This window comes from Winogradskyella endarachnes (assembly GCF_009741275.1).
Classification (GTDB): domain Bacteria; phylum Bacteroidota; class Bacteroidia; order Flavobacteriales; family Flavobacteriaceae; genus Winogradskyella; species Winogradskyella endarachnes.
Genome location: NZ_WOWS01000001.1, coordinates 411018 through 428547, shown reverse-complemented (window position 1 = coordinate 428547; position 17530 = coordinate 411018). Strand labels below are relative to the sequence as shown.

General features: G+C 29.7%; 10 protein-coding genes. 1 reads left to right on the top strand and 9 read right to left on the bottom strand.

The features are described 5' to 3' along the window. Window positions 1–251: 251 nt before the first annotated feature. The 9 genes from GN138_RS01945 to murJ all read right to left on the bottom strand — a co-directional run bounded on the left by GN138_RS01945 (window position 252) and on the right by murJ (window position 10688). Window positions 252–872 carry a sugar transferase gene (locus GN138_RS01945; protein WP_157361629.1) on the bottom strand — a complete coding sequence of 207 codons (621 nt, stop codon included), beginning with the start codon at window positions 870–872 and terminating at the stop codon, window positions 252–254. Between the two features lie 11 nt (window positions 873–883). Further along, window positions 884–2014: a glycosyltransferase family 4 protein gene (locus GN138_RS01940; protein ID WP_157361628.1), complete on the bottom strand. Its 1131-nt coding sequence runs from the start codon at window positions 2012–2014 to the stop codon at window positions 884–886. Between the two features lie 5 nt (window positions 2015–2019). Next, window positions 2020–3924, bottom strand: coding sequence for an asparagine synthase (glutamine-hydrolyzing) (asnB, locus tag GN138_RS01935; RefSeq protein ID WP_157361627.1), 1905 nt, complete (start codon window positions 3922–3924; stop codon window positions 2020–2022). Between the two features lie 11 nt (window positions 3925–3935). Further along, window positions 3936–5084 (bottom strand): glycosyltransferase, encoded by a 1149-nt coding sequence (locus GN138_RS16285; protein ID WP_157361626.1) that lies wholly within the window; start codon window positions 5082–5084, stop codon window positions 3936–3938. Between the two features lie 9 nt (window positions 5085–5093). Continuing rightward, window positions 5094–6164 carry a glycosyltransferase gene (locus GN138_RS16230; protein WP_157361625.1) on the bottom strand — a complete coding sequence of 357 codons (1071 nt, stop codon included), beginning with the start codon at window positions 6162–6164 and terminating at the stop codon, window positions 5094–5096. Between the two features lie 333 nt (window positions 6165–6497). Further along, complete coding sequence (locus tag GN138_RS01920) at window positions 6498–7079, bottom strand: serine O-acetyltransferase (RefSeq protein ID WP_157361624.1); 582 nt, start codon at window positions 7077–7079, stop codon at window positions 6498–6500. A gap of 54 nt (window positions 7080–7133) precedes the next feature. Next, entirely contained in the window at window positions 7134–8336 is a 1203-nt protein-coding gene (locus GN138_RS01915; RefSeq protein WP_157361623.1) for an O-antigen ligase family protein, read from the bottom strand. Then, window positions 8333–9421 carry a glycosyltransferase family 4 protein gene (locus GN138_RS01910; RefSeq protein ID WP_157361622.1) on the bottom strand — a complete coding sequence of 363 codons (1089 nt, stop codon included), beginning with the start codon at window positions 9419–9421 and terminating at the stop codon, window positions 8333–8335. Before GN138_RS01910 ends, GN138_RS01915 begins: the two co-directional genes overlap by 4 nt. Continuing rightward, on the bottom strand, window positions 9411–10688 hold the full coding sequence (gene murJ, locus GN138_RS01905; protein WP_157362629.1) for a murein biosynthesis integral membrane protein MurJ: 1278 nt from the start codon (window positions 10686–10688) through the stop codon (window positions 9411–9413). Before murJ ends, GN138_RS01910 begins: the two co-directional genes overlap by 11 nt. A gap of 577 nt (window positions 10689–11265) precedes the next feature. Between murJ and GN138_RS01900 the strand changes: the two genes are divergently transcribed. Next, window positions 11266–17517 carry an Ig-like domain-containing protein gene (locus GN138_RS01900; RefSeq protein WP_197429299.1) on the top strand — a complete coding sequence of 2084 codons (6252 nt, stop codon included), beginning with the start codon at window positions 11266–11268 and terminating at the stop codon, window positions 17515–17517. Window positions 17518–17530: the final 13 nt, after the last annotated feature.

Sequence of the window (17530 nt, the reverse complement as noted above, 5' to 3'; positions counted from 1 at the left end):
AATCAATAGCGTTTATGATGCTAATATAAGTCCATAAAATATAAACCAAAAAACAAAAATAATGATTTACGACGAACTGTTGGGTTTAGACGATATATAAAAAGTTAATTTGTTATAAATGTATATAAATCAGGTAAAAAGGAAAGATTTTAATAATTTATAAGGCAGATATATATATTGAATAAGTTATACGAAACAAGGAGTGCTTTGTTGTGATTAAATTGAAAATATTAGATTAAAACTAACAAGTTTTATTGTGCCTTTTTGGTACCAGTAAAAGCTGGCATGTCTACTGTTTCAGAACTATTAATATCACTTTTCTTAATAACCTTATAAAAAGTTAACCATAAGATTTTTACATCTAAAATAAAAGATTGGTTGTCTACGTAATAAACATCATATTTAAACTTTTCTTCCCAAGAAATTGTATTTCTACCATTAATTTGAGCCCAACCTGTAATACCTGGTATTACTTCGTGCCTTCTATTTTGTTCTTCATTGTAAAATTCTAAATATTGAGGTAATAATGGGCGAGGACCTACTAAACTCATATCACCTTTTAAAATATTTATTAGCTGTGGAATTTCATCTAAAGAATATTTTCTACAAATATTTCCCGTTTTTGTAATACGTTGCATAGCTGGTAATAACACACCATTATCATCAGTTTTGTCTGTCATGGTTTTTAACTTTAAGATTGTAAATATCTTGCCGTTTTTTCCTGTTCTTCTTTGGTAGAAGAAAGGTTTTCCATTATTAGAAATAGTTAAAATTATTAAGAGGATAATAAATATTGGAGAAATAAAAATTAGTCCAAAAAATGCCGCTAAAAAATCAAAAAGGCGCTTAATGAGATTTCTATATAGTTTCATAATAAATTACTTTAAAGTTGTTCTCTAATTATTTTTATTAAATCACTATTAATAATATTAACATCAAAGCGCTCTTCTGCATATTTTCTACTGTTAATACCCATTTCCTTAATTTTATCTGGATTGGTTATAAAATATTCCATTGGCTTTATTAGGGCCTCAAGACTTTGAGGCTTAATTAAAAATCCGTTTACACCTTCTTTTACAGATTCTCTACAACCTACTGAGTCGGTTGTTATTATTGGGTTTCCGCATGCGCAGGCCTCTAATGTTGTTCTTGGTAATCCTTCTCTGTAATAACTGGGTAGTACAAATATATCTCTGTTATTTAGATGTTCTGGAATGTTAGATTGAGGTCCGTGAAATATTAGTATTCCTTTATCATGTAAATCGTTAATTTCTATTTCATCTATGGCTGAAGGCGATGTTTCTGTCATACCTATTAAATGAAACTCTGATTGAGGATACTTTGCTTTTAGTATTTTAGCAGCTTCCATGTAAAGGGCAATCCCTTTTTCTTTAATTAATCTCGCCACTAATAAAAAACTCACTTTATCTGTAGCATTTTTTTCTTTAAAGGTAAACTCATTAAGATTTACACCAGAACCACTAACAAAGTCTACTTTTTGTTTTTTAGAAATAACTTTTCTATCTAAAAACAATTGGTAATCGTCTTTATTTTGAAATACAATAACTTTGTTTTTTCTTATCGATAATTTGTATAAAACTTCATTAAATCTTTGTAATACCTTCGCTTTTGTAGATAAACCAGTAAAAGCGTAGCCTAAACCTGTGATTAAAGAAATCACCGGAACTTTACACATATTTGCAGCCATAGAACCGTATATAACAGGTTTTACTGTATATGGAAATACGATGTCTATTTTTTTGTCTTTTATAATGGATTTTAATTCTAAAATTGATTTAAAATCTTTAAATGGATTAAGACCTGTACGTTGTAAATTAAATTCTATAGGCGTTGCTCCTAAATTTTTTATTTTTTCTTTGAATTCATCCGCAAAATCAGGAGCAGCAGCGAAGACCTCAAATCCGTCATCAACTAAACTTTTTATAAAATCACCTCTAAATCTTATAAGAGAAGCATCAAATGATGCAATAAGTAATATTCTTTTTTTCTCCATTTGAGTTAGTGTTGTTTGAGGTAATTAAATTTATACCATTTCTGAAAACAGTAATAAGACCATACTCTAAACGTACTATCTTTTTTACTATCTAAATGATCTTGTACCAATTTAGTGATAAATTCTATATTAAATATGCCTTGAGATTTTAGTAACTCTGGTTCAATATAACTTTCCAATTCTTTTCTTAGACTTTGCCTTAACCAGTCTCCAGTCGGTGATCCAAACCCACTTTTACTTTTTTCTAAAAATTCATCAGGAAATTCTGACCTAAAGGCTTCTTTTAGTATATGTTTTTTATTCCAACCTTTCATTAAGTAATTTTCTGGTAATGTATTTGCAAATTCCCACAAATCTTTATTAAGAAAAGGTGCTCTACATTCTAAAGAGGTCATCATACTTGTTCGGTCTACTTTTGCAAGCATACCACCTTCTAAACTCATAATTTTATCAACTAACCTAAAATCGGTTAACGTTTCAATCTTTTCTTTACCAAGAATTTCCTTATATTCTTTAAAAATATTTGAATCAAAATAATCTGGAGACATTAATTCTTCTAGCTGAGCACTTGTGTTTGCTAATGAAATTATATCCCAATAAAATCCACCATTATAGTCAATAGCATTTAATAATTTATTAATTCTGAATCGTTTTCCTCGCGTATCATCTTTATTAATAAGGTACTTATTGCTTAATTTAGAGATTGTTTTATGTAGACCTTTAGGGACAATATTAGTATATCTATTGTTCATTTTGCCTATGTAATATTTGTTGTATCCACCAAAAACTTCATCTCCACCATCGCCTGTTAAAGCAACTGTGACATGTTCTCTTGTTTTTTCTGAAAGTAAATGGGTTGGGAGGGCAGCTGTATCTGAGAAAGGTTCATCAAAATTAACTAGAATTTCATGAATATTATTTTTTAAATCGTCTTCATCAATAATAAATTCATGATGATTACTATTTACCATATCTGCTACAACTCTAGATTTATCAGTCTCATCATAAGATGCTTTTTTAAAACCAATAGAAAAGGTGTCAATTTTTCTATCTGTTGATTGGGCTAAGCACAATGAAATAATAGATGAATCTACACCACCAGATAAAAATGTACCTAAACCAACATCTGCAATAGATCTACTATCTACGCTATTGTATACTAATTCTTTAGTTTTTGCTTTAGCATCTTCAAATGAAATGTTACTCTCTATTGGTTTTGGCTCAGCATTTATTTTATGAATTGATGTACTATGAGAGGCTAAATCATATTCTATATAATGATTGGCTTCTAGTTTATAAATGTTATCATAAATAGTGTGTGGTGCAGGTATATAGGTTAATCTAAAATAAAGATTCAAACCTTTTTTTGAAATGTTTGGCGTAAAATCAATGGTATTAATTATAGATTTTAATTCTGATGCCCAAATAAATTTTTGATCTGTATTTGTGTAATACAATGGTTTTTCTCCAAAGAAATCTCTAGCAATAAATAGTTTATTAATGTTTTTATCATAAATGCTAAAACCGTACATACCATCTAGCCACTTAAAGGCTTCTACACCATATTTTTCATAGGCTTTAAGAATAACTTCAGTATCACTAGAGGTGTTAAAAGTTACACCTTCGGTTAATAATCTGTTTTTTAAAACTTTATAGTTATAGATTTCTCCATTAAAAACAATAACTATTTGTTTATCATCTGAAAATATAGGTTGCTTACCAGAAGATAAATCTATAATAGATAATCTTCGCATTGCCATACCAACAGTATATTGTTCATTTTCTTCAGCAAATAAACCATCTTGATCTGGACCTCTATGAATAATTAGATTATTCATATTATTAAGAACCACAGAAATATCTTCTTTGTTTCTGTTGGTTTTTACTATAATACCGTTAATTCCACACATTTAATATTGATTTAATTCTGGATGAATTTGTTGAATTTTGCATATATTGCATCTAAATGATACTCTTTTGCACGCTGTAAGCTGAGCTTACTAAATTTCTCCCTTTCTAGAGGGTTATTATGAAAATAATCTAATGCACTACTTAACCCAATATGGTCATCGTTATTGACTAAAATCCCATATTTTCCAATATAAAACTCACCAGTTTTTATTGAAACTTCTTCGTTTTCATTTAATAACTCTAATGGTCCCGAAAGACAATTTGTTGAAATGCTTGGCAAACCAATAGCCATAGCTTCTAATAATGCATTAGGAAAGCCTTCTGTAAATGATGATAATACAAAACAATGATTACTTAATAAATAGTCATTTACATTTTTAACCTTACCCTTTAAAGATATACTATCTTCTAAGTTGAAATTTATTATTTCGCTGTTTAAATAATCTTGTAATTCGCCACCTCCTAAAATTGATAAATCGTATTTTAATACTGATTTATTTAGAGCACGAATAATCATTATTTGATTTTTTCTTTTGTTTAATGTTCCAGCAGTTATAACCTTTAGCGTTTCAAAATTTTGATTTAAAACGTTTGAATCTATTGTTTTTTTAGGTATTTCAATAGGATTATAGATAACTTCCATCGGAATTTTAATTCCAAAATTATCTTTTAAATCTTTATTAATATGTACAGAATTTGAAAAAAGCTTATCACATCTATTGTAAAATATTGGGTAAAACACTTTTGATATATAAAGCGATAGTTTACTTGAAACATTATCTGAAGGAAAACCACGTTCACTTATAATGGTTTTAACAGATTTATTGAATGTTGAAATAATGCCGTTAATTAAATTCGGAAATGCTAAAAATGAAATTGAAATACTAATATTTTCTTTTTTTACAAATTGATAATATTTTCTAATGAATTTTAGAGTATCAACAGCTTTTAAATAGAATGGTCTATCTGGACTTGTATCAGATAGGATTACTAGATTCACATTTTCTGGTATTTGAAAATGAATGTTATTATAGAATAAAACTAAAGTAACATTATAATCTAATCTAAGACTTTTTAGTAACAGACTAATTACTTTTTCTGCGCCACCACTACCTAAAGTTATACTTATTATGCTAATATTTTTATTTGAACTTTTCACTTTAAGAAGTTAGTTTGCAATTTGGATAAATAATTTTTCGTATTGATTGATTATTGTTTCTTTATTAAATTTAATATAGACGGATTCTCTTACTTCCTCTGGTTTCCATTTTTTATTTTCATTAAGTTTTTCTAGGTAGTCCATTTCGTTGTCTACTATATAGCCATTAATACCGTTTTCAACTATTTCTTTAGTGCCACCAGGAGCGTTAAACGCAATTACAGGTGTTCCTATAACACAACTTTCGAGTAAGGCATTTGGAAATCCTTCTACATAAGAACCTTGTAAAAATAAATCGTTTTTAGATATAAAATCATTAACGTTATTAGTAAAAGGAATATGAGTTATTTTGTCTTGTAATCCATAACTTTTAACTTCTTCTAATATTTCATCTTTTAAATTTCCATCTCCAATAATAGTGTAGTGGAATGGGAATTTTAGTTGAGATAACATTTTTAAAATCCTAGAATGACCTTTGACTTCCGTTAATCTGCCAACAGTTATAAATTTTTTAATATTAGTAGAATCTGATATTTCTTTTACAGGTGGTAAACTAGATATAGGGTTGTTAATTACACAAATTTTATTTTCTGGAACTTCATAATTTAATTGCATATCCATTGCCATGTCTCTAGATTGGCAAATAATCATATCTAAGTTTTTAAAACTACTACTTATAAAATGAGCAGGAGACCATTTTCTAGATTTTTTTTCATTTTTACGTTTACTTAGAATAGTGGCTTCTCTTCCAATAAACTTAGTATTTTTAAAAAGAGGAGAAATAATTGACATGGCAGTGTTAACATGAGAAATGGAGCTAAGAACTATATTAGGTTTTAATTTAATAATAGTACTTATGATTAAAGGTAATGCAGTAAGAATTCTCGGTTTATTTAGGTAAATTACATCAACGTTATTAACATCATAAGCATTATCTTTTTTAAAACCAGCAATTAAAAGTATTGGTTCAAACTTGTTCTTACTAATATTTTGTGATACAAAAGAAATTACTCGCTCAGCTCCACCCGGAACTAATGATGGAAGTAAAAAAATGATTTTAATTTTTTTTAAATTATTCACAATTTGAAATATTTAAACATTTAATTGAAAAAACGAAATTTATAAATGAGCAATATTTATTTGTGAAATATGTAGAGCGAGATGTGTTATTAAAAAATAAAGCAGTATTTAAAACTATTAATAGTATTGAAAAAGTAAATAACATTTTTTATTTGAGCTGTAGTTTAATAGCAATAATTTTTACCTTGTAAATATCCCCTAAGTTATTTAGAAAATCAAAATTATTCTTTAAAAGGTATGATAAAGACTTTAATTAACATTATCCAAATTTATTGAATTAAATTTTGATTATAAAGTGTTGATTATTAATTATTTATAAATGTATGATTGAGGTTATATATGTTTTATGATTTTTTTGATATCTATTTCGCTGATTACTTTGGCTGGTACTCCTGCAATCATTGTATTTTCTTTTTCAAAAGACTTATTAACTACTGCATTAGCACCTATGGCAGTGTTATTGGCTATCGATATATTACCATAAATTTTTGCACCAGGAGCAATATATATATTGTCTCCTAAAACGGGAGCTTCTTTTTCTCCTCCAGATGCACCGATGTTAACACAAGCATGTATTCTGCAATTGCTACCAATTTTTGTAGCTCCATTAATAACTATTGTGCCGTAATGTACAATAGCTAGACCTGGACCAAAAACATTTATTGGAATGGAAAATCCTAGTTTTATAGATGTTTTTTTGAACCTGTATCTTAGATAATAACAATAGATTTTATTAATTCCTGTATTTTTGCAATTTGTATAAAACTCTAACTTTCTTAATATTTTTTGAAATTTCCATATTGGATTTGGTGAGATTATTGAGATTAATTTTGAACTAATATCGTTGTGTTTTATTCCACAAGCCAATTTATCTTGCTTTAAAAAACTTTTATACTCGGCAAAGGATTGAATCATTTAAAAAAAAATTATGAAATTAATGTGAATATTAGACTTACAATCTATTGGGTATTATATAATATCTGGTAATTCAGGGTTTTCTTTATTATGATGAATTAAATATCCAACGAATATAAATAAAACTATAAGATAAGATTGATTTATAACACTTTGTAAACTTATCATAAATATATACAGAACAAATAATATAGAAATTGCAAAAAATCGATGTTGAGGTTTTAGTGAAAATGTTCCAAAAAACAGAGTACCTAACATTATTAGAAAAAATAAAAAGGTAAATAAACCTGCGTCTACCCAGACACCAACATAGGTATTATGAACTAGTTTATGTACCGCATAATCTACGCCATTACCCATAAATGGGTTTTCAACAATATAATCAAATGCTTTTGTAACTAAATCTCCTCTACCAGAACTATCAACTTCATCAAAATTTAAAGTTAAAAGATTGATTATGTTATTTACCTTTCCTGTTTGAGCAACAGATAACCCTAAATGTGGTATTTGAGATTTTAGAGTAAATATGCCTACATATAGCAGAGGTATTAATGCAGCTATTAAAACGAGTCTTAGCCCTGTAAAAAACTTATAATTTATAAGAAAGAAAACAATGGTAAATACAAATAAACCAGTAGTAGAAAACGTTAAGACTAAGCTATAAAATATTAATAAAAGCATTACTACCTTTAAAATTATAAAAATGTATTTTTTAGGTTGAAAGAAGTGATTCAATAAAATAAATGCAAATATACTTGTATGAGCAGCAGCATTTGCATCTCCTGTTATACCACCTGCTCGGTCAAGAGCCCAACCATGTTCTGAACCAGTATATACGTTAATGTTTAATTTAATTAAAACAATAGTGAGAAAAGCAGAGATAACAAAACAGATAGTTATTATTTTAAAAAAAATCTGAAATTGCCGTCTATTACTTAGTAAAAAGAAAAATCCTATACAATATATAACAGGAACAAAAGTAGCAATTATTGAAGACTCAAAACCTGTAACACCAGTTGCCATTAGTCCAAAACTGTAATATAAAAGATAGAAAATAAACCACAATCTGTTAATTTTAGATAATGATTTAAAATTTTTTCTAAATAAAAAAATACCTAATACAATAAGAACTAAATTAAAATAAGCCATTAATTGCGCAATGGTAGGGGAAATAAATTTTCCGATTGTGGCTTGTATATTTAAACAACTGCAGACTAAAGGATAATAGAAGCAAATAGTTACTATTAATTTATTCATTGAGTCTTAGTAATTTCGTTAAATAATTTCTCATACTTACTAGTAATAGTTTCAATTTTAAATCTATTTAAAGATTTTATACCTTCGTTAGATAAATTAATTCTTAACTCTTTATTAGATATTAGTTGACTGAGAGAATCTTGCATTTTAGACATATTTTGGTCCTCTATTAAAAAACCATTTACGTTATTGTTAATAATATCAGAAGGTCCTGTTTTACAATTATAAGCTATACAAGCCATGCCTTGAGACATAGCCTCTAGTAAAACCATTGGTAACCCTTCAAATCTTGAAGGTAATATAAAAATTGACGACTTATACATTACTTCTGAAACATTATTTATAAATCCTGTAAATATTATTTTATCCAAAATATCATATTGAACAGCTAATTGTTTTAAATGATTCATTCCTAAATCTCCGGAGCCTGCAATTTTCAATTTCCAATCAGGAAATTTTTTAAAAATAGGCACTATTAATTCTAATAGATTATCGAATCCTTTATGATGATATCTATTTAAATTCCCTACCGCGAGTATTATATTTTCACGTTTATGAGTATTAGTTTTTATTGGCTCAAAACTGCAAGGGTTTGGCAATACTAACGCATTAACACCATATTTTTTATAAAAATCTATATCAAAAGAAGTTAGTACTGTAACGGCATCTGCTTTTTTATAAATGTACTTTTTTGTAAAGTTGGTTATTCTTTTGCGCCCTTTCATATATCTTAAATGTGAGTTATGTTCCTGGGCAATAATTTTAATTGAAAAAAGTTTTGCAACAATAATCGAAATTAGATTTGTTAATGTAATAAATGATATTATTATTTCTGGTCTATTAGCTTTATTTTTATAATGTAAACTTAAATTTGTAATACTTCTTAGAGTATGGCTTGGTAATTTTACTTGTTTGAGTTTTACTTTTTTTATAGATGGGTCTAGGGCGTAATTGTCTTTGCCTTCAAACAATGTAATCACTGATATTTTATAATTAGGATTTTTGGCTAAACTATTAACCATAAGTACTAATACACGCTCAGCGCCTCCTCCTTTTAAAGTAGAAATTATAAAATCAATTTTCATAATTTATTTTTTTGAATTGTTTATAGGTGTAACCGAAGTAAAAACAACTACTAATAATTAATACAAAAGTAGTACTTAAAGCTAAACCATAAACGTCATATTTTTTAATTAAAATAAAGTTTAAAGTTATATTTACAAGTAAATTAACGAATGAAATTTTGGCCATAAATTTATTCTTATTGATACTTGTTAAGAATTTAACAATAATTAAAGTACATAAATAAAATGGCACGTTGATTAGAAGAATTTTCTGAATATTTGATACTTTTAAGGTGTCTTCATGGGTAAATTCATCACGTTCTAGCCATAACTCTACAATGTAATCTGAAAGAAAAATACCAAATATCACAGCAATTATACCTATCACTAAAACTAATTTTAGAATTTTAAAAAGATAATTGTAGGCCATGGTTAAATCCTTATTGGCTAACCTAGAAAAATGAGGTAAAAGTACACTTCCTAAGGCCATAATAACTATTGTAACACCAAAGGCTGGTATTCTGTTACCGTAATTTAATGCAGCTAATGATCCAACTACTAATTGACCAACAAAAAATTGATCAATAAAAGTGTTCATACTAGAGAGAAAACTCGAAGTGATTTTAGGTGGTAGTTGTGTTAACATTATTCTAGAATTAGAATTTAAAACCGGTTTACTTAACGTTATGTCTTTGAAAATTATAGCTGATATTATTAGAAATATGAATCCAACTATACTTCCGGCTAATGTGCCATATGCTAAAACCATGTTACCAAAATAATCTTTAAGAAAAAATAGAAAAAATAACATTGATATTAACGGGAAAAGTTCGTAAATCGTAGCAAGTAGAAAGCGATTTTCAACCTCTAGAAGTCCAGAAACTACTGTTGAAAAGCCCCATAATATTAAACATGGTAAAATTATAAATAATTGCGTTTTTACAAGATGGTAATAATGTTCAGAATGACCAGCGTATAAAGATTCTAAAAATAAATCTATAAAAAAATAGGCTAATATTATAGAAAGACTGGAAACTATGAATGTAATTAAAAATACTATACTTTGAAATCCGGATTTATTACCATTATTTTTTAGCTCTGATATATAATTTGGTATAAACAAATGTTTTAAAGAATTTAAAAATACACTTTGTATAAAGGTAGGTATTAGTATTGCTACCAAAAAGGTATCTAAAGTTTCTGATAATCCAAAAGAGCCAGCTATAATGGTTTCTTTATAAAATGCGAGGCCTTTAATAACAAATGTAACAAGGGCCACAGTAACCATACTTCTAATAATAGTATCGCTATGGGCAGTTTTAATCTTGTTATAAATTTTTTTACGATAGTTTAAAAACACTTAAAATTTTATAAGGAATGAAACATTTAAATGAAAGGATATGGGTCGTTTTTTTATGCATTTATTAGTAATGATTTAAAATAATTATAAGTTATGATTATATAAGTTTAGATAATAAATGACTTTGATAACCAGAGTTTGCAAATATGTTAAAAATATTAATATCTAAGTTTTTTTTAAGTTGATGAGACTAAAAATCCGATATGTATCAGATATTTCAATTATATATTGTTAATAACTCTGTATAAGATCGTATTAGTTGAAATTAATAGTTGCTTTGAATAATTATTTTTGTAGTACAATTTACTGATTTGTTAAATATTGAGATAGAGAAATCTAAAACCGTTAAATGATCGTATTTTAAGATGTAATGTCAATTTTAATTAAATTATAGGATTAAGATTACAAAAAAATGACATTAATCGATTAATTGAGTTTTTTAACAGAATTTGCGTTTTATATTTTTAAATTGCGACCCCTACTTATGACTAATACGATTGAATTTATGAAATTTATACCCCTATCAAATATTAGATTAAAATTTTTTTATTCCTTTTTTGCCATAATTATCAGTTCTAATATTTATTCTCAACAATTAGCTTTTCCTACAGCCTATGGAGCAGGTGCATACGCAACTGGAGGTCGTGGAGGAGAGGTAGTGCACGTCACCAATTTAAATGACAGCGGAACTGGAAGTTTAAGAGAGGCGATGTCAATGACCGTTCCTAGAACAATTGTTTTTGATGTAAGTGGAGTTATTCAATTAAATAGTATACTCGCAATAGGTGCAGCCAATAGTAATTTGACTATTGCGGGCCAAACAGCTCCAGAAGGGGGAATTACTATTGATGGAGGTAGAGTTTATTTTGGTTTTGTAGATAATGTTATTGTGAGACATATTCGATTTAAAGGTGGTCTTTCTGCCGATACAAATATATGGAATGATGATAATTTAGGTAATGACTCGTTCTCAGCAGCTGGTTCAATTACTAATCAGATATTTGATCATTGTAGTTTTGCTTTTGGAGTTGATGAGTGCGCTAGTTGGTATGCAACTGGAGATGGGCAAAACGTAAATGATGTAACTGTACAAAATTGTTTGTTTGCAGAAAATGTAAAGGGTTCAATTATTGGAAAACAGTCTGGAACATCTGGTGCAGCACCAACTATTTCATTCATAGGAAACCTTTTTTATAATTCTGGATATAGGTTTCCAAACATAGCTGGTGATAATGGTAGAATTGATATATTTAATAATATTGTTTGGAATGCAGACGGACGACTAATCAGAGGAAATGGTAGTTTTAAACTAAATCAAATTGGAAACTATTATAATTACGGTTCAACATTACTTTCAGATACTAGTCTTAATGTTTTCTTCTTTGGAACTATCCCTGAAATCTTTATAGAAAATAATGAAATTGTAGCCCCAAACACTAGCGATTATGGACTAACGAGCTTAGTTTCAGAAATGAATAATAATAATAAATTAAGCTGGAAGTTTTTTTTAGATGGCGGAGGTTATAATTATGGTGACCAGCTTCCAAGTAATTATTTTGTAGATACTCAACACGAAATCTTAGGTAGGCCTGTTGATTTGTTAACTGGCAATCAAACATTAATACAAACTGCCAGTGATGTTGGTTGTAATTCTAGATTAAATGCTAATGGTTCTGTTAGTGATAATACAGATGTTTTAGATGCAAATTGGTTAAACGCAGTAAATAATGAAATTTTTACAAATAAATTATCACAATCTGAATACGTTGTTCCTGCAATTAATTCTATTGAACGGCCGGATAACTTTTATGTGTCTAATCCTCATATTCCTGAAATTTGGTTTAATAATAATGTTCCAGATGGGCAAGATCATAATAGCTATGCTCCAAGTGGTTATACATGGTTAGAAGAATATTTAAACCAAGTAGATGGGCCAACTGTAACCATAGCTTTAGAAAATGTGGAAATTACTCCAGAAGCTGTTACATTAAATATTCCAGAGACAATTACTTTAACAACAGAGTTTACCCCTGTTGACGCTTCAAATTTAAATGGAACATGGTCATCTAGTAATGAATCCATTGCAACTGTTACTGCAGAAGGAATTGTAAATTCAATTTCAGAAGGAGAAGCAACTATTACATTTGTATCAGAAGATGGAAATTTTACAGATACATCTATAGTTACAGTAACTAATATTATAATTCCTATTGAATCAATAACTATTACTCCAAATCCTGTACAACTGGATATTAATGAATCCATACAGTTAAATGTAGAAATTACACCAAGCAATGCAACATTTACAAATGGTACTTGGATTAGTAATAATGAAAATGTTTGTACTGTTGATGAGAATGGATTGGTAACTGCATTAGCAGAAGGTGAAGCTGAAATTACATTTGTTACAGAGGATGGTCAATTTTCAGAAAGTATCTTTATTAATGTTGTTGATGTATTTTATGGAAGTTATATTTTATATAATGCCATTTCAGATGAGATAATTCAGAATATTGAAGGGGATGAGGCTATTAATTTGGCAGATGAAGGTAATCAAATTAATTTTAGATGTATACCTCAAGGTGGAGACGATAATCCTGCTGTAGAAAGTATTGTTGTTACTTGGACAGGACCAACCAGTGGAACATGGACAGAAAGTGTCCCTTTATATGCTGGTTTACCAGGTGGACATGTTGATTTAAATTTTGAACCATATGTTGTTGAAGAAGGTACTTATAATTTTACGGTTAAATATTACAGCCTTAATGCAGCAGCAGGTGATGTTGTTGCGGTAGATAATTTTTCTTTGTCGTTTTTTTTTAATGTATTACCAGTGGCTGATGCCGGATTAGACCAGGTAATTTGCGAAGGTGATATTGCTGAACTGACAGCTTCTGGAGGGCCCTATTTTCTTTGGGACAATGGGGAAACAACACCGACTATTAGTGTATCGCCGGAAGTAACAACTACATATTCTGTAACAGTTTTTGATGATAATGGAAATGAATCTACAGACAGCGTTATTGTGTCTGTAATAAATATTCCAATTGTTACTTTAACAGAGAATCTTACAATTTGTGAGGGAGATTCAGTTACATTAACTGTTTCTGGAGGTAGCTCATATTTATGGGACACGGGAGAAACTAGTGAATCAATAATTGTGAATCCTTTATTTGATACAGTATATTCTGTGGAGGTGTTTAGCGACAATAATTGTTCTAGTGTAGGAACAGTTAGTGTTTTTGTGAATGAAGTTCTAGATATTAATATATCAAATGACATTGTAATTGTTTTAGGAGAAAGTGTAACATTAACAGCGGAAGGTAGTGATAATTATTTGTGGAGCACATCAGATACCAGTCCATCAATTGTTGTAAGTCCTGAAGAAACAACGGTATATGAGGTTACTTCATTAAATGATAATGGTTGTATTAGTACTTCGGAGGTTGTAGTTACAGTAGTACCTCCAGTTATCGCAAATGCTGGTGAAGATGTTACAATATGCAATGGAGAATCAGTAGATTTATTTGCTACTGGAGGTGTTTTATATGATTGGGGTGGAGGTATTAGTGCAGATTCACTACATACTGTAGCACCAAATAGTACTACAACTTATTCTGTCACGGTAACTGACGATTATGGACATATGGATACTGACACTGTAACCGTTTTTGTTAATGAATCACCCAATCTAATTATAGATGACGACATTTTCATTATGATAGGTCAATCGGCAACACTGAATGTCAATGGCGGTGATACATATCTATGGAATACTGGAGAAACAACATCATCTATTACTGTTCAACCATATGTGACAACACTATATACAGTTACAGGCAACTTAGAAAATGGTTGTGAACAAACCGTTGATGTATTGGTAACTGTTGTAGAGGAGTTGAATGCAAATGCAGGTGAAGATATTTCTATTTGTTTAGGTGATGCTGTTACTTTGATTGCAGAAGGAGGAATAACGTATTCTTGGGATACAGGTGTAAATAGTGCTATATTAGAAGTTTATCCTAACGAGACAACAACATATACAGTAACAGTTGGAGATGCTTATGGAAATATTGATACAGATGATGTTACAGTTATAGTTAACCCTATTCCTGCCGCTAATGCAGGAGAAAATCAAACTATTTGTGAAGGTGAAACAGTTACTTTAACAGCAACAGGAGGAGATTCTTATTTGTGGAGCAATGGAGCTACAACACAAACAATAGAAGTGAATCCATTAGAAGATACAACTTATACAGTAGACGTACATTTAAATAATTGTGTTGATACAGATAGTGTTACGGTATATACTTTAGAAACCCCTGAATTAACTATCAGTGAAAATGAGGTAATTGTAATAGGTGAGGCAATAGAGCTTAGTGTTAATGGTGGTGATTCTTACTTATGGAATACAGGTGAAACTACAAGCAATATTTTAGTTAGTCCGGAAGAAACTACAACCTATTTTGTAACTGGATATAATGAGCATGGTTGTGAAAGTGTTTTAGATGTTACTGTAACAGTTATTCCTGGAGTTGTTGCTTATGCCGGAGAAGATGTTGAAATTTGTATAGGAGAAAATATAAATTTAAGCGCATCTGGTGGACAAACATATTTGTGGAATACAGGTGATACAGGTGCTAATCAGAATTACTCACCTACAGAGACTACGACTTATATTGTAACCGTCACTGACGCTTATGGTTACAGTGATACGGATAGTGTTACAGTTACGGTAAATGAAAATCCTAATTTAAGTATTACTGAAGATTTGTTAATAGTGGAAGGACAAAGTGCAAACCTTTCAATTAATGGTGCTGAATCTTATTTATGGAATACAGGAGAGGTCACCAATAGTATAATAGTGTCGCCTTCAGAAACCACAACCTACTCAGTTACAGGGTATTCAATGAATGGATGTTCAGATACAATAAGTGTTGTTGTAACAGTAATACCAGAAGTTATTGCTTATGCTGGAGAGGATGTTGTTATATGCGAAGGAGAAAGTGTAACATTAACAGCAAGTGGAGGAATGTATTATTCATGGAGTACTGTAGAAACTGGTAATTCTATTATTGTTCAGCCAAGTGAGACTACAACATATTCGGTTTCAGTTTCTGATGCCTATGGAAATATAGATACAGATACAGTAACAGTAATTGTAAATGAATCACCTCAGATTAATGTGAATAATGATGTTTACATAATAGCAGGTATGAACGCAACTTTATCGGTCTCTGGAGCTGATGAGTATTTATGGAGTACCGGTGAAACCACTAGTTCAATTGTCGTAAATCCAATGGAGACTTCAATTTTTACAGTTGTTGGTATTTCTAATGTAGGCTGTCAAAGTATAGAACGAGAAATAGTAGTCAATATCGTTCCTGAAGTAGTGGCAGATGCAGGAGAAGATGTTGCAATTTGTATTGGTGAAAGTATAACGTTATCTGCTTCAGGTGGTTCTGATTTTTTATGGAGTACAGGTGAAACAGGAGCATCAATTATTGTAAGTCCAGATGATACAACTCTTTATTCTGTTACAGTAATGGATGAATATGGTAATTCTGACTCTGATGATGTAATCGTAAATGTTAATGCAATTCCAATTATTTATGTTAGTGATGATATTACTATTGTAGAAGGAGAAAACACTATATTGCAGGCTGATGGTGCAGTTTCTTATGTGTGGAGTACAGGTGATACATCTTCTTCTGTAAATGTTAGTCCTTCAGAAACTACTACTTACACAGTGTATGGTATTTCTAATTCTTGCGTTAGTAATGAGAAAGAAATAGTGGTGACGGTTATACCTTTGTTTGTTGCTTCTGCAGGCTTAGATGAGCGTGTTTGCGATAATTTAAATTATGAAGTTGTTTTAACAGCGAGTGAAGGAGATAGTTATTTATGGAGTACAGGTGAAACATCACAATCCATAGTTGTAAGTCCTATGGCTACTACTACCTATCATGTTACAATAACACAAGGAATTCAAGAAGATTCAGACTCTGTTACTGTGTATGTTGACCCTAGTCCACAAGTTGTGATAGAGAATGGAGAGAGTGTAGATATTATGAGTGGTGATTTTATAACCTTATCAGCGTCTGGTGCTAATAGTTATGAATGGAATAATGGTGCTACACAACCAAATATAGCTGTTAGTCCATCCGAAACGACAACATATGAGGTTAGAGGTTATATAGGAGATTGTTATGATGATAAACAGGTGACAGTTAATGTACATCATCCTGTAGAAGCGGAGGCGGGAGAAGATGTTTCTATTTGTTTAGAAGATGTTGTGTTGTTAACAGCTACAGGTGGTGATGAATATTTGTGGAGCACAGGAGAAACTACTGCAACAATTGAAGTTTCACCATTAGTTACAACAGATTATACAGTTACTGTTTTTAATGCTTTAGATTTTGATGAAGATACAGTAACGGTTGAGGTAGATTTAAACTGTAGTATACAAAATGATGACCCTACAAATTCTAATACCGAAGCGGTGAGTTTAACTGTTTTTCCTAATCCTGCATTAAATGAAGTAAATGTTAAGCTTACAGGTGTGTATGAAGTCTCGTATGTTTATTTCTACGATGTAACAGGAAAGCTTGTTAATAAAATAGAAATTTTTAATGAAGATTTAAACCCTTCTACAACAACGACTATAGATATTTCATCTTTTCAATCAGGTATTTACTTTGTAAAATTTATTGATAATGGTAAAAAAGATTTTACCAAAAAGTTAATTGTAAATTAATTAATAATCGTAA